The organism is Lentzea sp. (assembly GCF_035525475.1).
Taxonomy (GTDB): domain Bacteria; phylum Actinomycetota; class Actinomycetes; order Mycobacteriales; family Pseudonocardiaceae; genus Lentzea.
The window spans coordinates 52,438-70,806 of record NZ_DATLEC010000006.1 but is presented as its reverse complement, the minus strand read 5'-3'; the positions used below and the strand labels follow the sequence as shown (position 1 = coordinate 70,806).

Annotated in this window: 22 protein-coding genes and 1 riboswitch; of the genes, 15 read left to right on the top strand and 7 right to left on the bottom strand. The window is 69.4% G+C overall.

Going from position 1 to position 18,369, the window contains the following annotated elements:
* Positions 1 to 41: 41 nt before the first annotated feature.
* The 3 genes from VM306_RS01085 to VM306_RS01075 all read left to right on the top strand — a co-directional run bounded on the left by VM306_RS01085 (position 42) and on the right by VM306_RS01075 (position 2,941).
* A complete protein-coding gene (locus VM306_RS01085) occupies positions 42 to 737 on the top strand; it encodes a M50 family metallopeptidase (RefSeq protein WP_325510285.1) in 696 nt (231 codons plus the stop codon).
* Between the two features lie 81 nt (positions 738 to 818).
* Positions 819 to 2,552, top strand: coding sequence for an arginine--tRNA ligase (gene argS, locus VM306_RS01080; protein ID WP_325510284.1), 1,734 nt, complete (start codon positions 819 to 821; stop codon positions 2,550 to 2,552).
* Between the two features lie 71 nt (positions 2,553 to 2,623).
* Entirely contained in the window at positions 2,624 to 2,941 is a 318-nt protein-coding gene (locus tag VM306_RS01075) for a WhiB family transcriptional regulator (protein ID WP_325510283.1), read from the top strand.
* Here VM306_RS01075 and VM306_RS01070 read toward each other — a convergent pair.
* Both VM306_RS01070 and VM306_RS01065 read right to left on the bottom strand, forming a co-directional pair.
* Positions 2,914 to 3,645, bottom strand: a complete 732-nt coding sequence (locus VM306_RS01070; protein WP_325510290.1) for a SigB/SigF/SigG family RNA polymerase sigma factor — start codon at positions 3,643 to 3,645, stop codon at positions 2,914 to 2,916. The genes VM306_RS01075 and VM306_RS01070 overlap by 28 nt on opposite strands.
* Positions 3,646 to 3,755: 110 nt before the next feature.
* Positions 3,756 to 4,154 (bottom strand): ATP-binding protein, encoded by a 399-nt coding sequence (locus tag VM306_RS01065; RefSeq protein ID WP_325510282.1) that lies wholly within the window; start codon positions 4,152 to 4,154, stop codon positions 3,756 to 3,758.
* A 140-nt stretch (positions 4,155 to 4,294) separates the two neighbouring features.
* Between VM306_RS01065 and VM306_RS01060 the strand changes: the two genes are divergently transcribed.
* Positions 4,295 to 4,963, top strand: a complete 669-nt coding sequence (locus VM306_RS01060; RefSeq protein WP_325510281.1) for an ATP-binding protein — start codon at positions 4,295 to 4,297, stop codon at positions 4,961 to 4,963.
* Positions 4,964 to 4,974: 11 nt separating this feature from the next.
* Here the strand turns inward: VM306_RS01060 and VM306_RS01055 are convergent, their stop codons facing one another.
* Positions 4,975 to 5,337: an STAS domain-containing protein gene (locus VM306_RS01055; RefSeq protein ID WP_325510280.1), complete on the bottom strand. Its 363-nt coding sequence runs from the start codon at positions 5,335 to 5,337 to the stop codon at positions 4,975 to 4,977.
* Positions 5,338 to 5,778: 441 nt separating this feature from the next.
* Between VM306_RS01055 and VM306_RS01050 the strand changes: the two genes are divergently transcribed.
* The 8 genes from VM306_RS01050 to gcvP all read left to right on the top strand — a co-directional run bounded on the left by VM306_RS01050 (position 5,779) and on the right by gcvP (position 13,086).
* Complete coding sequence (locus VM306_RS01050) at positions 5,779 to 5,982, top strand: hypothetical protein (RefSeq protein WP_325510279.1); 204 nt, start codon at positions 5,779 to 5,781, stop codon at positions 5,980 to 5,982.
* Between the two features lie 95 nt (positions 5,983 to 6,077).
* The gene (locus tag VM306_RS01045; protein ID WP_325510278.1) at positions 6,078 to 6,659 is read left to right on the top strand and encodes a CDP-alcohol phosphatidyltransferase family protein; all 582 of its coding nucleotides are present in this window, start codon (positions 6,078 to 6,080) and stop codon (positions 6,657 to 6,659) included.
* 42 nt (positions 6,660 to 6,701) lie between these two features.
* Positions 6,702 to 7,085: a glycine cleavage system protein GcvH gene (gene gcvH, locus VM306_RS01040; RefSeq protein ID WP_325510277.1), complete on the top strand. Its 384-nt coding sequence runs from the start codon at positions 6,702 to 6,704 to the stop codon at positions 7,083 to 7,085.
* Positions 7,086 to 7,198: 113 nt separating this feature from the next.
* Positions 7,199 to 7,657 (top strand): glycogen accumulation regulator GarA, encoded by a 459-nt coding sequence (gene garA, locus VM306_RS01035; RefSeq protein ID WP_325510276.1) that lies wholly within the window; start codon positions 7,199 to 7,201, stop codon positions 7,655 to 7,657.
* Positions 7,658 to 7,690: 33 nt separating this feature from the next.
* Complete coding sequence (locus tag VM306_RS01030; protein WP_325510289.1) at positions 7,691 to 8,248, top strand: MerR family transcriptional regulator; 558 nt, start codon at positions 7,691 to 7,693, stop codon at positions 8,246 to 8,248.
* Between the two features lie 124 nt (positions 8,249 to 8,372).
* Entirely contained in the window at positions 8,373 to 8,846 is a 474-nt protein-coding gene (locus VM306_RS01025; protein ID WP_030468959.1) for a bifunctional nuclease family protein, read from the top strand.
* Between the two features lie 332 nt (positions 8,847 to 9,178).
* A complete protein-coding gene (locus VM306_RS01020) occupies positions 9,179 to 9,745 on the top strand; it encodes a MerR family transcriptional regulator (RefSeq protein WP_325510275.1) in 567 nt (188 codons plus the stop codon).
* A gap of 190 nt (positions 9,746 to 9,935) precedes the next feature.
* Positions 9,936 to 10,032, top strand: a riboswitch (glycine riboswitch).
* Between the two features lie 162 nt (positions 10,033 to 10,194).
* Positions 10,195 to 13,086 (top strand): aminomethyl-transferring glycine dehydrogenase, encoded by a 2,892-nt coding sequence (gcvP, locus tag VM306_RS01015; protein ID WP_325510274.1) that lies wholly within the window; start codon positions 10,195 to 10,197, stop codon positions 13,084 to 13,086.
* 46 nt (positions 13,087 to 13,132) lie between these two features.
* Here gcvP and VM306_RS01010 read toward each other — a convergent pair whose 3' ends face one another.
* From VM306_RS01010 to VM306_RS01000, 3 genes are all read right to left on the bottom strand, one after another.
* A complete protein-coding gene (locus tag VM306_RS01010; protein ID WP_325510273.1) occupies positions 13,133 to 13,318 on the bottom strand; it encodes a hypothetical protein in 186 nt (61 codons plus the stop codon).
* A gap of 111 nt (positions 13,319 to 13,429) precedes the next feature.
* Positions 13,430 to 14,089 (bottom strand): maleylpyruvate isomerase family mycothiol-dependent enzyme, encoded by a 660-nt coding sequence (locus VM306_RS01005; RefSeq protein ID WP_325510272.1) that lies wholly within the window; start codon positions 14,087 to 14,089, stop codon positions 13,430 to 13,432.
* A 3-nt stretch (positions 14,090 to 14,092) separates the two neighbouring features.
* Positions 14,093 to 14,470, bottom strand: a complete 378-nt coding sequence (locus VM306_RS01000) for a DUF3224 domain-containing protein (RefSeq protein ID WP_325510271.1) — start codon at positions 14,468 to 14,470, stop codon at positions 14,093 to 14,095.
* 427 nt (positions 14,471 to 14,897) lie between these two features.
* On the opposite strand from VM306_RS01000, the gene VM306_RS00995 reads away from it, so the two are divergent.
* The 3 genes from VM306_RS00995 to VM306_RS00985 all read left to right on the top strand — a co-directional run bounded on the left by VM306_RS00995 (position 14,898) and on the right by VM306_RS00985 (position 17,172).
* Positions 14,898 to 15,272 (top strand): hypothetical protein, encoded by a 375-nt coding sequence (locus VM306_RS00995; protein WP_325510270.1) that lies wholly within the window; start codon positions 14,898 to 14,900, stop codon positions 15,270 to 15,272.
* Positions 15,273 to 15,400: 128 nt separating this feature from the next.
* The gene (locus VM306_RS00990) at positions 15,401 to 16,372 is read left to right on the top strand and encodes a YafY family protein (protein ID WP_325510269.1); all 972 of its coding nucleotides are present in this window, start codon (positions 15,401 to 15,403) and stop codon (positions 16,370 to 16,372) included.
* Positions 16,360 to 17,172, top strand: coding sequence for an aldo/keto reductase (locus tag VM306_RS00985; RefSeq protein ID WP_325510268.1), 813 nt, complete (start codon positions 16,360 to 16,362; stop codon positions 17,170 to 17,172). Before VM306_RS00990 ends, VM306_RS00985 begins: the two co-directional genes overlap by 13 nt.
* Here the strand turns inward: VM306_RS00985 and VM306_RS00980 are convergent.
* Positions 17,159 to 18,310, bottom strand: a complete 1,152-nt coding sequence (locus tag VM306_RS00980) for a glycosyltransferase (RefSeq protein ID WP_325510267.1) — start codon at positions 18,308 to 18,310, stop codon at positions 17,159 to 17,161. The genes VM306_RS00985 and VM306_RS00980 overlap by 14 nt on opposite strands.
* Between the last annotated feature and the right edge of the window lie 59 nt (positions 18,311 to 18,369).

Below are 18,369 nucleotides of genomic sequence, written 5' to 3'. Positions count from 1 at the left end.
CCTTGATGTGGCTCTCACGGCGCGTCTGTTTCGATGTCTCGATGCCTTCCGACTTGATGCCCGGCTCCTTGCTGACCCACGAGGTGCTGATCACCTGGGGGACCGCGCTGGCGGCGTTCCTGGCGGTCGCCGTGCACTCGGTCTGGCGGGTCACCCGCAACGTCATCACCATCGCCCACGAGGGCGGGCACGCCCTGCTCGCCGTGCTGACCGGGCGGCGGCTCAGCGGGATCAAGCTGCACTCCGACACCAGCGGGCTCACCGTGTCGCGGGGAAAACCCCGGGGGGTGGGGATGGTGTTGACCGCGCTGGCCGGGTACGTGGCGCCTTCGCTGCTCGGGTTCGGGGCGGCTCTGCTGATCACCACCGAGCAGATCCAGCTGATGCTGTGGATCAGCATCGGGTTCCTCGCCGCGATGCTGATCATGATCCGGAACGTGTTCGGGGTGCTGTCGATCATCGTCACCGGTGGGGCGTTCTTCTTCGTGTCGTTCTACGCCTCGCTCGAGGTTCGGGATGCTGCTGCCTCTGTATTCGCCTGGTTTCTGCTGCTGGGTGGGGTGCGGCCTGTGTGGGAACTGCAGGTCAAGCGGTGGAGGCGGCAGGCTCCCCGGTCCGATGCCGATCAGCTGGCTTGGCTGACCGGGGTTCCCGCTCTGGGGTGGGTGGTGCTGTTCGGGGTGGTCGGTCTGGCCGGGTTGGTCGGGGGAGGGGCGTTGCTGCTCGGGCGGTGGTGAGGCTTCCGGGTTCCTGGTTCGAACGATTTGGTGCCGGGTGAAATACTGAGCTGAACAAGCCGCTGGTGAAAGGTGCGTTCTGTGCTGCGTGGGGATGTCGGGCTCGAGCTGGGCCAGCGGGTCGCGGGTGCTTTGCGCGCCGCTCTGGGCGTGGACATCACCGCGGAGGAAGCGCTGATCCGACCGTCCAACCGGGACGGTGCCGACTACCAGTGCAACGTTGCCATGAGCCTTGCCAAGAAGCTCGGGAAGAACCCCCGCGAGGTCGCCTCGTCGATCGTGGAGCACCTCGACGCCGGTGATGCCGTCGAGGCTGCTGAGATCGCCGGTCCCGGCTTCATCAACCTGAGGTTGCGGCGCGAGTGGCTGGAGGTGGAGACCGCCAGGTTGCTCGGGGACTCGCGGCTCGGGGTGCCCACCGTCGACTCGCCCCGGCGGATCGCCATCGACTACAGCAGTCCCAACGTGGCCAAGGAGATGCACGTCGGGCACCTGCGGTCGACGATCATCGGTGACGCGTTCTGCCGGCTGCTGAAGTTCGCCGGGCACGAGGTCATCCCGCACAACCACCTCGGTGACTGGGGTACGCCGTTCGGCATGCTCATCGAGCACCTCACGGACCTCGGGCACGGGGCCGACCACGAGATCAGCGACCTCAACGCGTTCTACCAGCAGGCTCGGCAGAAGTTCGACAACGAGCCCGGGTTCGCCGACCGCGCTCGGCGGCGGGTCGTGCTGTTGCAGGGTGGGGACGAGGCCACGCTCGAGTTGTGGCACGAGCTGGTGGGGGAGTCCCAGCGGCACTTCAACCAGGTCTACGAGATGCTCGGGATCGGGTTGTCCGCCGACGACAACTACGGGGAGAGCTTCTACAACCCCTACCTCGCGGACACGATCACCGAGCTGCAGCAGAAGGGGCTCATCGAGACCAGCGACGGTGCGCTCTGCGTGTTCCCGCCGGGGTTCACCAACCGCGAGGGCGACCGGCTGCCGTTGATCGTGCGCAAGAGCGACGGCGGGTACGGGTACGCCACCACGGACTTCGCGACCGTGCGGTACTGGGTGCGGGAGCGGGAGGTCGACGAGCTCATCTACGTCGTCGGGTCGCCGCAGGCCCAGCACTTCCAGATGGTCTTCGCCACCTCCAGGCAGGCGGGGTGGCTGGACGACGCGCACAAGGCCGTGCACACGGGGTTCGGCACGATTCTCGGAGCTGACGGCAAGACGATCCGGACGCGGGCCGGCGGGTCGCTCAAGCTGATCGAGCTGTTGACCGAGGCCGTGGAGAACTCGTACAAGGTCATGCCGGAGACGTCCGAAGTGGAGGGTGCCGAGAAGGACGCCCTCGCCAGGACGATCGGGCTCGGCGCGGTCAAGTACGCGGACCTCTCCAACGACCGGGAGAAGGACTACGTCTTCACCTGGGAGAAGATGCTCGCGACGACCGGCGACACGTCGGTGTACATCCAGTACGCCAACGCCCGGATCCTGTCCATCGTGCGCAAGGTCGGCCGTACCGCCGACGAAAGTGCTCCGCTGGTGTTGCGGGAGCAGGCTGAGCGGGAGCTCGCGCTGAAGCTGTTGCAGCTGCCCACGGCCGTTCAGGCTGCCATCGACGAGCTCGCGCCGCACAAGCTGACCAACTACCTGTTCGAGACCGCCACGGCGTTCTCGGCGTTCTACACCCACTGCCCGGTGGCGACGGCGGAGACCCGTGAGTTGCAGGACTCGCGGCTGCACTTGCTCACGCTCACGTCGCGGGTGCTCACGCTGGGGTTGTCCCTGCTGGGAATCGGGGCACCCGAAAGGCTCTAGCAGGTTTACCCCTGGTCAAGCAGAGGTACGCAGTGATCGCAACTCTTTCCGCCCAGTATCAGGGGGTCGCGATGACCTGCACCACCCGTCTGCCCAAGCCGGTCACCGAGGTGTGGGACTGGCAGATGACAGGGCTGTGCCGTGGCCAGAACAGCGCTGTCTTCTTCCACCCCGACAACGAACGCGGGTACGCGCGGGCAGCGCGGGAGGAGAAGGCCAAGGCGATCTGCGGGCACTGCCCCGTGCTCGCGCAGTGCCGCGCCCACGCGCTCGAGGCCCAGGAGCCGTACGGCGTGTGGGGCGGCATGGGGGAGGACGAACGGCGCCAGATCATCAACGCGGTCCGGCGCCGTGTCCGCGCCTACTCCTCCAGCACGTCCCGCAGCTGACGCAGCGTCTTCGCCAGCAGGCGGGAGACGTGCATCTGCGAGATGCCGACCTTCTGCGCGATCTGGGTCTGCGTCATGTTCCCGAAGAACCTCATGATCACGATCTTGCGTTCCCGCTCCGGCAGCTTCTGCAGGAGCGGGTGCAGCGCCTCGCGTTGTTCGATCATGGCGATCTCGGGGTCTTCCTCGCCGATCGTGCTGCCCAGCGAGATCGACGAGTCCTCCGACATCAGCATGTCGTCCAGAGAAGCGCTCTGGTAGGCGTTCCCGGCCGCGAGACCCTCGTGGACCTCCTCGCGGGACATGCCCAGGTGCTCCGCCAGCTCCGACGGGGTGGGCGCGCGGCCCAGCGACTGCGACAGGCGTGAGGTGCCCGCGTTGATCGCCAGGTGCAGCTCCTTGAGCCGCCTCGGCATCCGTACCGACCAGCTGGAGTCCCGGAAGTACTTCCGGACCTCGCCCATGATCGTCGGTACCGCGAACGACAGGAAGTCGCTGCCGCGGTCCGGGTCGAAGCGGTCGACGGCGTTGATCAGACCGACCGTCGCGACCTGCACGAGGTCCTCGTGCGGCTCGCCGCGGTGGCCGAAGCGGCGGGCGATGTGCTGGGCGACCGGAAGGTGCTCGGTGACGAGCCTGTCCCGCAGCGTCTCCCTCGCCGGACCGGCCGGTGTGACCGCCAGCTCCGCGAACAGCGGGGCCAGGTGGTCGTAGTCACCGCCCTTGGTCGAGGTTCTCGTCTCCTCGACCGCCTCGACGACCGCCGCCTCTTCGTCCGGCTTCGTCGTCGTGGTCGTCGTCTCTTCCGACCCGGTCACGCATCCACCGCCCCTGCCGTGGACTTCACGAGGCCGATGTGGACCACGGACCCTTCGGTCTCCTCGACCCTGGTCTCCACCGAGTCGACGAGCGCCGTCAGCACGCGCCAGCCGAAGCTGTTCTCGTCCGGTCCCGACGCCGCCTTCGTGGCGACGTTCGCCGAGACGTGGACCGCGCCGCGGTCGTCCACGTCGAAGTGGCAGCTGAGCACGGCCTCCTGAGCCGCCAGCGTGATCAGCGTCGAGCACGTCTCGTCGACGGCCAGCTTCAGGTCCTCGATCGAGTCGAGGTCGAAGTCCTGCCGCATCGCGATGTCCGCCGCGACCGCACGCACGATCGAGAGCTGCGTGGGATCCGCGGCCATCCGCAGTTCGACCCCTGACAATTGCGTCACACCCACCTCGTAGTCCGTTCTGCTGTAGGCCGGCACTTCGTTGCCGTACCCGAATCGATCTCATTTCACACGTGTACTACCGCGGCGCCCAGGGAAATCACCCTCTGAAAGCCAGATGGGGAAACACCGGGAGGAGCGCTGTGCTGGTGCACGAGAACTTCCTGGACCTCCACTTCCCGGCAGACGCGCACGAGGTGGCGCCCGTGAGGCACCAGCTCCGCGAATGGCTGCAGGACAGCGGTTTCGGCGAGGACGAGGCGAGCGATCTCGTTCTCGCGGTCAGTGAAGCGGTCAACAACTCCGTCGAACACGCTTATCCCGGCCCCGCGCGCGGCACCGTGGAGGTGCGGGCCCAGTTCGGGCACGACGGCTCCGTGGAGGTGGACGTCACCGACCACGGCCGGTGGCGCGTGCCGCCTCCCGCGCTGACGATGCGGGGGCGAGGACTGCTGCTCATGCGGGAGAGCGTGGACTCCGTCGAGATAGACCGCAGCGCGAACGGCACGACCGTGCACCTGCGCCGCGCGCCGACATCGGCGGTACCCGCGACCCGCAGCCCGTCCGAATGCGACGTGCGGGTCCACGAGACCTCCTCCGGCGTTGTGGCTGTCGTGCGCGGGAACGTACCCGTGGAGGCCGGTCCGTCGTTGCGGCGGACCCTGACCACGGCCGCACGGGGCGGCACGGTGCCGCTGACCGTCGACCTCACCGGGGTCGGTGTGGAGACGGGCGGCGTCGAGCGAGCCCTCCACGACGTCGCCGAGGCCCTCGGAGCGGCGGGGAACCGCCTCGTGGTCCGGACCAGGTAGCCCCGGTCGTGTCAGCTGCCCAGGGCGGTGTCCACGGAGTCGCTCACGCTGAGCACCTCGCCGAGGCCGGTGGCCTCCAACGGGCGCGTGACGGCTCGGGCGGTGGCGACGACCTTGAGAGCCGTTTCGGCCTTCTGGGCCAGGCGCGCGGCCTCCACGAGCACCGCCAGGCCGGCGGAGCCGAGGAACGTCACGCCGGTCATGTCGACCACGAAGGTGCCGCCGTCGCCGAGGCCGTTCACGAGAGCGTCGCGCAGCGTGGGCGCGGACACCATGTCGACCTCACCGGACACGGCGAGCACCGTGACACCGGGCGCCGGCTGCCGAACCGACAGCGCGATCGTCTGCTCCGCTCGCGGGTCCTGCACAGTCACTGATGTACTCCCTCTCGCAAACAGGGAGCCGCCACAGCAGCGGCCCCGGTGCGGCTGCTGGCTCAACCGCTGCGGCCCCACCGTACGGGAGGAACCGCTCGACAGGACAGGTCGAGGCAGCTGTACCCGGACAATGGTTGGCTCAAACGTGGAGAGCCTCCCAAAATCCGCGCGCTGTGTCGAAGGCGCGGCCGGAGTTGAGCCCGGCCGATACCGGGTGGACGCCGTGCGGTCGTCGTCGCACGACGAACGGTTGCGCAGGCAATCACATCATCTTCCGCCGCGCTTCGGGCCCGAACAGCTCGGCGCGGGAAGTGATCCAGTTAACGCTGAAGACCCGAACAGGACACGTGTCCTGAACCACAGTCCTCCAGAATTCGTGTGCAGGGATAACGCCGGAGCCCCGGTTCACGACATCCCTGATGTCACGGAAGGACTGAGATGACCACCGCCACGGAGCCCCAGCCACTGCAGACCGCCGAGCTGCCCACCACGCCGTGCAGCGTCGTGTGGAGCAGGGGTCACGCGTACGTGCTCGAGGGTTTCCGCGCTCGCTGGGTGGGTCGCGACGACCGCGGCCGGCCGCACGCGATCAGCGGCGCCGAGATGCAGCGCCGCGGCTGGACGCTCACGCGCACGGCCTGATCCACCCCCACGGGACGACCACTCGCAACCAGACGCACCGCGCGCCGTGACGCCATCCGGCAGCCCGTGCGCAGCCACTCGTTTAGAGTGCGGGTGTGCGTGACCCGGCTGATCGCCTGCTGACGATTCCGAACCTGCTCAGCGTGTTGCGGCTGGCCGGTGTTCCGCTCTTCCTGTACCTGTTGCTCGGACCCCGCGCGGACGGCTGGGCGCTGCTCGTCCTCGTCTTCGCGGGGCTCTCCGACTGGCTGGACGGCAAGCTCGCCCGCTGGCTGAACCAGATGAGCGACCTCGGCGCGCTGCTCGACCCCGCCGCCGACCGGCTCTACGTGTTCTGCACGCTGCTGGCGTTCGTGATCAGGGACATCGTCCCGCTCTGGATCGCCCTCGTGCTGGTCGGGCGGGAGCTCGTCGTGGGCCTGTGCCTGCTCGTCCTGCGCAGGCGGGGCTGGGGCACGTTCGAGGTCACCTACCTGGGCAAGGCCGCCACCTTCAACCTGCTCTACGCGTTCCCCCTGCTGCTGCTCGCGCAGGGCGACTCGGCGTGGGCCCAGGTCGCGCTGCCGTTCGCCTACGCGTTCACGGTCTGGGGCGGAGCGCTCTACCTGTGGTCGGCGCTGCTGTACGTCTACCAGTTCTTCCTGGCCCTGCGGGTCACACCCCGGACGGTCGCGTGAAAAGATCACCCCATACAGGTTGAGCACGAGGAGCGCAGTCAGTTGATTCCCGAGGAGCTTCGTTACACCGAGGAGCACGAGTGGGTCGCCGGCACAGGCGAGAACACCGTGCGCGTCGGCATCACCGACTACGCCCAGGAACAGCTCGGTGACGTCGTCTTCGTCCAGCTGCCCGAGGTCGGCCACACCGTCTCCGCCGGCGACACGTTCGGGGAGGTGGAGTCCACCAAGAGCGTCTCCGACCTCTACTCCCCGCTCGACGGCGAGGTCGTCGCCATCAACGACGCGTTGGTGCAGGCACCGGACTCGGTGAACACCGACCCGTACGGCGAGGGCTGGATGGTCGAGCTCCGCGTGAGCGACCCCGAAGCGCTGGAAGGCCTGCTGGACGCCGACGGGTACAAGGCGTTGGTGGAGAAGGAGTGACGTCGATCTTTCGCCGGATCTTCGGCCGGAAGGGGAGCCGCGCTGAGGGTGGCGACTCGGACGCGATAAGTTTTACCGGAAGTGACGGATCCAGCAGCAGGAGGAGAGCTCAGGTGAGCACGAACGACGGCCCAGGCGTTCCGCCGGAGCAGTCCCCGGAGCGGACCTCCGTCTTCCGGGCGGACTTCCTCCAGGAGATGGAGGGCGGCGCCGAGGCGCCAGCCCCGGAGCCGGCGGTCGCCGGCGTAGACGCCCTTCCCGCCGGTTCCGCGCTGCTCGTGGTGAAGCGCGGCCCGAACGCCGGTTCCCGGTTCCTGCTGGACCGCGACACGACGAGTGCAGGGCGCCACCCCGACAGCGACATCTTCCTGGACGACGTGACGGTCTCGCGCCGCCACGCCGAGTTCCGCCGGGAGAGCGGCGAGTTCGTCGTCATCGACGTCGGCAGCCTCAACGGCACCTACGTGAACCGCGAGCCGGTCGACCAGGCCGTCCTCGCCAACGGTGACGAGGTCCAGATCGGCAAGTTCCGCCTCGTCTTCCTGATGGGTCCTGGCTCCGCGGGAGCCTGACGCGTGACGGCCGGGCGGCCACGACGCGGGGTACTGAGCATCGGGGCGGTGCTGGAACAGCTTCGCCCCGAGTTCCCCGACGTGACCATCTCCAAGATCCGCTTCCTGGAAGCGGAGGGGCTGGTCCGCCCGGCACGCACCGCCTCCGGCTACCGCCAGTTCAGCGCGGCGGACGTCGAGAGGCTGCGGTTCGTGCTGTCCGCGCAACGCGACAGGTACCTGCCGCTCAAGGTCATCCGCGACCAGCTCGACACCGCCCCCGCCGACGCGGGCTCCCTCTCGCGCGCCGATCTGCTGGCCCAGGCCGGGATCACCGCGTTCCAGCTGTCCCAGCTGGAACGCGACGGCCTGCTGCGCCCCGGCCCCGGCGGCCGGTTCACCGCCGACGACGTCACCGCGCTCCGCACGATCCGGATGATGACCGGACTCGGCGTCGAGCGCGAACACCTGCGCGCGGTCCGGGCGGCAGCCGATCACGAGGTCGTTCTGCTGAGGTCCTTCTCAGATCCCGGGACGGTCCGGGAATTGGCCGGCCTCTTCGCCTCGTTGCACTCGTTGTTGGTGAGGGCGGGTCTGCGTCAATCGTCTTGATCACGTTCCGCCCGCAACAATTGAGCACACGGCCCGCTTGGCGGGTAGCGTCGAACGCATACGCCGGGGGATGCTCGGAGACAAGCCGGGTACTCCCCAACGAGTCAGAGGGAGGCGAGACCCGATGAGTGAGATGCGCGTCGTGGGCGTCCGGGTGGAGCTGCCCCAGAACCAGCCGATCCTCCTGCTCCGCGAAACCGAGGGTGAGCGGTACCTGCCGATCTGGATCGGCTCCGTCGAGGCCACGGCCATCGCACTCGAGCAACAGGGCGTCCGGCCGGCCAGGCCGTTGACGCACGACCTCCTCAAGGACGTCATCGGTGCGCTGGGCCGCAACCTCGAACAGGTGCGGATCACCGACCTGCAGGAGGGCACGTTCTTCGCCGAGCTCGTGTTCGACGGCGACGTGCGGGTGTCCGCGCGACCGTCGGACTCCGTGGCGCTGGCGTTGCGCGTGGGTGTGCCGATCCACGCGGAGGAGTCCGTGCTGGCCGAGGCGGGCCTGATCATCCCGGACGAGCAGGAGGACGAGGTGGAGAAGTTCCGCGAGTTCCTCGACTCGGTCTCCCCGGAGGACTTCCGCGGCGCGGACACCTAGACACGGCCGGGGCATCGATGCCCCGGTTTTGTTGAGTGTCGCTCTCCGTCCTGCTCGCGGTCCTCGTGCTCCATTCGCGGGTCCCACGGTTGGGCTACCTTCCGCCTGTTTCACCCGCTAAACGATCACTAAACGTCACCTGAACGTCCTACTTCGAGTGATGGTGTGACTCTCCACTTCAAGTTGAGGGTCGACACTCCCCGCGCGTCGCGTTGACCTGCCCTCGGAGCGGTCTTACCGTCGAACTCGAGTGGACGTCGCTGGTTCGCGCGAGCTGACGTAGCGGCTTGACGGCCATCGAGTTTCGTGGCCGTTCGCGAGGGGAGGCAGGCGTGGTCGAGGAAGCGCCCTTGAGGGCCGAATCCGGGCAGCAGGGTGAGCTGTTCCCGGACTCCTCGCTGCCGGACGAGCTCGTCGGTTACCGGGGTCCCGCGGCGTGTCAGGTCGCGGGCATCACGTACCGGCAGCTCGACTACTGGGCCCGGACCGGGCTCGTCGCCCCGACGGTGCGGATGGCGCACGGTTCCGGCAGTCAGAGGCTGTACTCGTTCAAGGACATCCTGGTGCTCAAGGTCGTGAAGCGGCTGCTGGACACCGGTGTCTCGCTGCAGAACATCAGGGTCGCGGTCGACCACCTGCGCCGGCGCGGGGTCCAGGACCTCGCGAAGATCACGCTCTTCTCCGACGGCACGACCGTCTACGAGTGCACGTCACCGGAGGAGGTCGTCGACCTGCTGCAAGGCGGCCAGGGCGTGTTCGGCATCGCGGTGAGCGGTGCGATGCGCGAGATCAGCGGGACCATCCACGAGTTCCCGGCCGAACGCGCGGACGGCGTCGAGATCGCCCCGATGACCGAGGACGAGCTGACCCGCCGCCGCCGCGAGCGCGCCACCGGCTGACCGTCCGGGGCGACGAAGCGCGCGTTCCGGCTGGAGTTCGGCTTCCCCGGCACCGAGAACCTGTCCTGGCGCTGCGCGCCGACCCCTTCGACCCGTTCGAAGGGGCCTTGAGCGGTCTCGGTGCTGAGATGTAGGTCGCTTCCCTGGCGACTGGCCGGGCTGCCTGCGGGTATTCTTCGCGGGTAGTCGCTGAACTCAGGCGGGAGAGACCGGGCCTCGAAACCCGGCGCCGAAGGAGCAATTCCCTCCCCGGGAACCTCTCAGGCATCCAGGACCGCTCGAGCGAGACGCCTCTGGAAAGTGGACCCCCAGGTGGTTTTCTGGGGATCCCGCCGACGGTGAAAGCCCGCCCCCGTGGCAGGTGAACCTCTCAGGCGCCCGGCATCGGGTACGGACAGAGCGGGGAGGGCACCAGGACACGTGTGCCCTTTAGGCCCCCGGAGGCGTTGATGACGCAGGACCGCATTCCGCTCGCCGCTCTCGAGCACGGCACCCCGTTCGCCGACCGCCACGTCGGCCCGCGCCCCGCCGAGCTCGCGCGCATCCTCGACGTCATCGGCGTCGGGTCGCTGGAGGAGCTGGCGCAGCACGCGGTGCCTTCGTCCATCCACGAACGCGACCTCGTGCTGGACCTGCCCGCCCCGGCCACCGAGACCGAGGCGCTCGCCGAGCTGCGCGCGCTCGCGTCGCGGAACCGGCCGATGACGCAGATGATCGGCCTGGGCTACTACGACACCGTGACGCCGGGCGTGATCCTGCGCAACGTGCTGGAGTCGCCCGCCTGGTACACCGCGTACACGCCGTACCAGCCGGAGATCTCGCAGGGCCGTCTCGAGGCGCTGCTGAACTTCCAGACGATGGTCGGCGACCTGACCGGTCTGCCGGTCGCGAACGCGTCCATGCTGGACGAGTCGACCGCCGCCGCCGAGGCGATGACCCTGGTGCGCCGCGCGGGTCGCGCGAAGTCGACCAAGTTCGTCGTCGACGCCGACACGCTGCCGCAGACGCTGGCCGTCATCCAGACGCGCGCCGAGCCGCTCGGCATCGAGATCGTCGTCGCCGACCTGTCGCAGGGCATCGAGGGCCTCGGCCTGGGCGGCGACTTCTTCGGCGTGCTGCTGTCCTACCCCGGCGCGTCCGGTGTGGTGCGCGACCAGGCCGCGGTGATCGAGGAGATCCACGCCGCCGGCGCGCAGGCGGTCGTCGTCGCCGACCTGCTGGCGCTGACGCTGCTGCGCCCGCCCGGCGAGATCGGCGCGGACGTCGTCGTCGGCACCACCCAGCGCTTCGGCGTGCCGATCGGCTTCGGCGGCCCGCACGCCGGCTACATGGCGGTCCGGTCCGGTCTGGAGCGTCAGCTGCCCGGCCGTCTCGTGGGTGTCTCCGTCGACGCGGACGGGTCGCTGGCCTACCGCCTGGCCCTCCAGACGCGCGAGCAGCACATCCGCCGCGAGAAGGCCACGTCGAACATCTGCACCGCGCAGGTGCTGCTCGCCGTGATCGCGTCCATGTACGCCGTCTACCACGGTCCCGAGGGCCTGCGCGCCATCGCGACCCGCGTGCACCGCATGGCCACCGTGCTCGCCACCGGCCTGTGCGAGGCCGGTCTGGACGTCGTGCACGGCGACTTCTTCGACACCGTCGAGGTCCGCGCCGAGGGCCGTGCCGCCGAGGTCGTCGCGAAGGCGCGCGAGGCCGGCATCAACCTCCGCAAGGTCGACGAGGACGTCGTCGCAATCGCTTGCGACGAGAAGACCACGCGTGCGCACGTCGTCGCCGTGTGGGAGGCCTTCGGCGTCACCGGGGCCGACGTGGACGCGATCGACGCCGACACCGCCGACGGCATCCCTGCCGACCTGCGCCGCACGTCGGACTACCTGACCCACCCGGTCTTCCACTCGCACCGCTCCGAGACGGCGCTGCTGCGCTACCTGCGCGCGTTGTCCGACAAGGACGTCGCCCTCGACCGCAGCATGATCCCGCTCGGCTCCTGCACGATGAAGCTGAACGCCACCGCGGAGATGGAGCCCGTCACGTGGCCGGAGTTCTCGACGCTGCACCCGTTCGCGCCCGTGGAGGACGCGGCCGGTCTGCTGAAGATCGTATCCGACCTGGAGGCCTGGCTCGCCGAGGTCACCGGCTACGACGCGGTGTCGCTGCAGCCCAACGCCGGTTCGCAGGGTGAGTTCGCCGGCCTGCTGGCCATCCGCGCCTACCACCGCGCGAACGGCAACGCCGACCGCGACGTCTGCCTGATCCCGTCGTCCGCGCACGGCACCAACGCCGCGTCCGCCGTCATGGCCGGCATGCGCGTCGTCGTCGTGAAGTGCGACGACAAGGGCAACATCGACGTGGGCCACCTGCGCACCACGATCGCCGAGCACGCCGACGACCTGGCCGCGATCATGCTCACCTACCCGTCGACCCACGGCGTGTACGAGGACACGGTCCGCGAGGTCTGCGGCCTGGTCCACGACGCGGGCGGCCAGGTCTACGTCGACGGCGCGAACCTCAACGCGCTGATCGGCCTGGCCCGCTACGGCAAGTTCGGCTCGGACGTCTCGCACCTGAACCTGCACAAGACGTTCTGCATCCCGCACGGCGGCGGTGGCCCCGGCGTCGGCCCGATCGGCGTCCGCTCGCACCTCGCGCCGTTCCTGCCGAACCACCCGCTGCAGCCCACCGCGGGCCCGGCGACCGGCGTCGGCCCGATCTCGGCCGCCCCGTGGGGCTCCGCGTCGATCCTGCCGATCTCGTGGGCCTACGTGCGCATGATGGGCGGCGACGGCCTGCGCCGCGCCACCCTGACCGCCGTGGCCGCCGCGAACTACGTGGCGCGCCGCCTCGACGAGCACTACCCGGTCCTCTACACCGGCGAGGGCGGCTTCGTCGCCCACGAGTGCATCCTCGACCTGCGGCCGTTGACGAAGGCCACCGGCGTGACGGTGGACGACGTGGCCAAGCGCCTCGCCGACTACGGCCTGCACGCCCCGACGATGTCGTTCCCGGTCGCCGGCACCCTGATGGTCGAGCCGACCGAGTCCGAGGACCTGGCCGAGATCGACAGGTTCATCGACGCCATGATCGCCATCAAGCGCGAGATCGACCGCGTCGGCGCCGGCGAGTGGCCCGTCGAGGACAACCCGCTGCGCAACGCCCCGCACACCGCGGCCAGCGTGACCGTGGGCGAGTGGAACCACCCGTACACCCGCGAGGAGGCCGTCTTCCCGGCCGGTACCGGTGCCCCGAAGATCTGGCCGCCCGTGCGCCGCATCGACGGCGCGAAGGGCGACCGCAACCTGGTCTGCTCCTGCCCGCCGCTCTCGGCGTACGGCAGCTGATCCGGGCAAGTGGGAAACGGGCGCACTCGGGGGTGCGCCCGTTTTCTCACGCTCCGGCGGGACAGGCGGGGTCGCCGCAGTCCTCCGCCTCGCTGAGACCGGGCTTGGTCAGGTCGTGCTCGAACGCGAAGTGGAAGCACTCGGGGTGCATCCGCTCGAACAGCTCGAAGTCCTCCCGGTCCAGCTCGACCGTCTCACCGCACCGCTGACACGTCTGTTCCTCTGCTGACACGGCCAGATGGTCTCACCCGCGCCGTGCGAACAGGACGGCCCCGTCCTCGCCCTCGCCGAGCAGCCACTGCGCCTCGGCGGTGAAGCCGGCCGCTCGCAGCCACTCCGGAGATCATTCGCTGAAGGGCTCCGGCCGGTGCCGTCCGGACAGGGCCAGCGAGGAGATCCACACGTCCGGATCGCCGTCCCAGTCGAGCTCCTTGATCTGGTCGACCGACCGCCGCCCGCCGATCGCCCGCACCAGCTCGAACGACGTGGTCCGCAGCGTCCCGGCGGGCTCACCGTGCCCGAGCACCCGGTCCCCGTGCTCCAGCACGACCCGCAACGCCGGCACGTCGTTCTCCCGCATCCGCTTGTCGAGCTCCTGCAACGGCCGCACCAGCGCCGCCCGCACCTCGACGCCGTCGCGGTCGCCCGGAACCCCCAGCGCCGCGCGGAGGTCGTGCTCGTGCGCGATCACCTCGGACACCAGCACCGGCCCCGTGGGCGTGTCGAACAACGGCCGGGCCAGCTCCAGATTGGCGTCCCACTCGGCGAAGGCGTCGTCCAGGGTGTTGTCGCGGCGGTCGCGCACCTGCCGTTCACCCCACTCACCCGACTCGACACCGTCGAACCGGCGGTCCACGAAGTCGCGCAGACCGCCGGCGAGGTGCGCCACCACGTCCTTGACCGACCAGCCGGGCGTCGCCGCCACGGGCGTCTGCGGGTCGGCGCCGGTGACCAGCGCGGTGATCCGCTGCTTGGCCGCGTCGTAGGTGGGGGCGTTGGTCATCGCTCAGACCTCGTACTCCAGGGTGTAGGTGCCGCTGCCATCCTCCGCCCAGTCGACCGTCGCCGCACCTTTGGCGCGCAGGTACTTCCCGGTGCCGTCGACGATCGCGATCTCGGCCTCCACCGACGACCGGTAGGCGCCGACGTGCCGCAGCACCAGCGAGCCCTCGTCGGTGACGATCTCCTCCAGCGCGGTCGTCCACGCCACGTCGTCGCCGTAGTACATGAGGTACCGGCAGCTGCCGACACCGCTGACGTCACCCGCGTACGAGAACTCGACGTGCGCCTCGGTCAGCTTGCGGCCCTCGACCTCCTTGTAGGAGCGGCCGTCCCACGTGTTCTCGTCCCAGCTCTTCACGGCGATGGTCCCTGTTGCCTTCATGGGAACCACTCTGCTGGTAATTCCTGACAGTTCGTGTCAGGTTAGAGAGAAGCTGTGCCAGGCGCCTGGCCGACAAGGAGCCACCCCTTCGAGTGGTATCGCTCAAGTCGCCAGCCGGCGGTTACCGATAGGACCTGTACCAGTCTCAGAGGCAGGGCCGTCACACTGCCTGTGGTCATAACGAGGCAGGCAGTCAAGGCGATCCACCGTAGAAGATGAGACGTGGGTCACTTGATTGGAGCCTCGCGTCACGGCCGAAACATCCGGATCCTGATCTGGAGAAGCTGCTCCGCAGTCTTGAGAGACAGGGCTGGCGGGTAGCGAAGGGGAAGTACTTCAAGGCTTGGTGCGGCCCGCCTCATGAGGCTTGTTTCAAGACGGTGAAGTTGACCCCATCCAACCCCAACTACACGCGTAACCTGCGAGGATGGCTCAAGAGGTCTGGATGCTGGAAGGAGGACGCTTGATGGCGCGCTCGTACTACGTTGAGCTGACCTGCGTATCTTCGGCTGTTGCCAGCGACCTGGAGAACCACCTGGATGCCGTCATGGACGCGCTGCAGAGCGAGCCGGGCATCGAGGACGCGGACATCGGCGCCAACCTGGAGGAAGGCACGGTCCAGTTCTGCCTGCATCTTGATGCGGAGGACTCCTCTGACGCTCTGCGGAAAGCGCACGTGCGGGTTCGCTCCGCGCTGCACTCCGCCGGGGGAGCCACGCCGGGCTGGGAGCGGATGATCCAGGCGATCCAGGACGACGACGCGGCCACGACCGTGCGTCCCTCGGAGCTCGCCTCCTGCTGAAGTCATGAAGGAGCCCGGCCCGAAGGCTTGCAGGTCGACGGGCGGGGTTCCAGCGCATGCCCTGCGAGACGGCAGTGGCGATGACCATCTGGTTCTGGCGCTGCGGCAGTTCATGTCAGGCTGAGGCCATGAAGTCCAGCCGGCTCATGCAGGTGCTCCTGCTGCTCCAGTCGAGGGGCCGGATGACCGCGGACGAGCTGGCAGCGGAGCTGGAGGTCTCGCCGCGCACCATCTACCGCGACATCGACTCGCTCAGCGCCGCCGGCATCCCCGTCTACGCCGACCGCGGCCCGGCCGGCGGCTACCAGCTGGTCGACGGCTACCGCACCCGGCTGACCGGTCTCACCTCCGGCGAGGCCCAGTCGCTGTTCCTCGCCGGGCTGCCAGGACCCGCGGCCGACCTGGGGCTGAAGGAGTTCGCCGCCGCCGCCCAGCTCAAGCTCCTCGCCGCGCTGCCGACCGAGCTGCGCGACAAGGCCGAGCAGATCCGCCAGCGCTTCCACCTCGACACGCCGTCGTGGTTCCGCGGCGACGAGCCCACCGAGCACCTCGCGACGATCGCCGACGCCGTGTGGGAGCAGCGCCGGGTGCGGATGACCTACCGGCGCTGGGGCGACGACACCGTCGAGCGCGAGGTCGACCCGTACGGTCTCGTCCTCAAGGCGGGCACCTGGTACTTCGTCGGCAGCGGCCGCACCTACCGGGTGTCGCGAGTGCTGGCACTCGAAGCGATGGACGACGTGTTCGACCGGCCCGCGGACTTCGACCTCGCGCGGTACTGGGCCGAGTGGTCCGAGCAGTTCGAGGCCCGCATGTACGGCGAACGCATCACCGTCCGCATGACCCGGCAGGGCCTCGACAAGACCCAGTACCTGCTGAGCGGCCACCAGGCGCGGGTGATCCGGGAGGCAGCGCCGCAGCCGGGCGAGGAGTTCGGTTTCCCCACCGAGTCGACCCGGCACGCCGTCGCCGACCTGCTCAAGTTCGGCGCGGACGTCGAGGTGCTCGCACCTGCGGAGCTGCGCCGCGAGCTGATGGGCGTCGTCGAGGCGATGCGGGACGTCTACAACGGTGCGAAGCTACCCGCATGGTTCCGCTGATCTCGTTGAACAACGGAGTACGGATCCCCCAACTCGGCTTCGGCGTCTTCCAGGTGCCGGAGGACCAGGTGGCCGGTGCGGTCACGACCGCCATCGAAGCGGGCTACCGCAGCATCGACACGGCCGCCGCCTACCGCAACGAGTCCGGCGTCGGCGACGCGATCGCCGGCATCCCGGACCTGTTCATCACGACCAAGCTCTGGAACTCCGACCAGGGCTACGACTCGACGTTGCGCGCGTTCGACGAGAGCATGCGCCGTCTGCGCCGCGACGTGCTGGACCTCTACCTCATCCACTGGCCGACCCCCGAACGCGACCTCTACGCCGAGTCGTGGCGCGCGTTGGAACAGCTCTACGCCGACGGCCGTGTGCGCGCCATCGGCGTCTCCAACTTCCACACACCGCACCTGCAGCGCCTGTTCGACGAGTTCCCGACCACCCCGGCGGTGAACCAGATCGAGCTGCACCCGTTGCTGCAGCAGGAGGAGATGCGCAAGGTCCACGTCACCCACCGCATCGTCACCGAGGCGTGGTCGCCGCTGGCCCAGGGCGCGCTGCTGCGCAACCCCGACATCACCGGCCTCGCCGAGAAGTACGGCAAGACCCCGGCCCAGATCGTGCTGCGCTGGCACGTCCAGCTCGGCAACGTCGTGATCCCGAAGTCCGTCACGCCCTACCGGATCAAGGAGAACATCGACGTCTTCGACTTCGAGCTGGCCCAGGACGACATGACGGTCGTCAACGAGCTCGACAACGGCACCCGGACCGGCCCGGACCCCGACGAGTTCAACGCCGCCTGAGCAGCTCCTCCACCAGATCCGCCGCCCTGGCCGCGCCACCGGCCGCCGTGATCTCCCGCCCCAGCTCGCGGGCGCGGTCCCGGTGGCGCGGCTCCGAGAGCACCCGGTCCACCGCGGCCCGCAGACCCGCCGGCTTCCTCCTGACGATGCCGACGCCGGCGCGTGCGACCCGCTTCGCCACCTGCGGCTTGTCCAGCGAGCCGGGCACCACGACCAGCGGGACCCCCGCTTCGACGGCCGCCAGCACCCCTCCCCACCCGCCGTTGGTGATCATCAGGTCGGTGCGCGGCAGCAGCAGGTCGTGGGGGAGGAACTCCGCGGCGCGCACGTTGCCCGGCAACGCCCCCAGGGTGTCCACCGGTGCGCCGCCGGTCGTGCACACCACCAGCGCGTCGTGCCCGGCCAACGCCTCGATCGCGGGCTTGAGCAGGTCGTCCGCGTCCGTCTCCAGCGTCCCCTGCGTCACGTGCACGACCGTCGCGCCGTCGAGCTCCGGCCACCACTCGGGCAGCGCGGTCGCGACCGGGGCACCCGTCAGCCGCCCGACGAACCGCACCTGGTCCGGCACCCGGACGGTCTCCAGCGCGGACACCCCCTGTGCCAGCACGAGGTCCGGCGAGTAGAACGACTCCAGCGCGCTGGCCCTGGGCCCGAGCCCGACCTCGGCGCGCATGCGGTTGAACATCGGGTCGACGGCCACCACCGACACGGCACGGGCCAGCGGCCGGCTCACGACCAGCGGCGTGACCGCGACCGTCACCCACGGCACCGACCGGATCTCGGCGGCCATCGCCGCCCCGAACGCCAGGTGGTCCGTGACCACCAGGTCGAACCGGGTCTCCAGCACGTCGCGCGCCTGCGCCGCGCCCGTGCCGACGAGCACGTCCCGGACGTTCGCGAAGTTCGACCGCAGCCCCTTGCCGTCTCCCACGGAGGGGAACGCGTCGGCGAGCCGGGCGTCGTCGAAGTCCTCGGACCACGGCAGGTGCGTCGTGCCCTCGAACCGGTGGCGGTACTTGGCGCCGGTGTGGACCACGACGTCGTGACCGCGCTCGACCAGCTCGCGCGACACCGCCGCCATCGCGCCGATGTGGCCGGCGAACGGCATCGAGGCCAGCAGAACTCGCGATTCCCCCATGCCGGGCGCAACGAGCGGCAGAACCGCACGGTTCCCCCTACGGCCACGCACCACACACA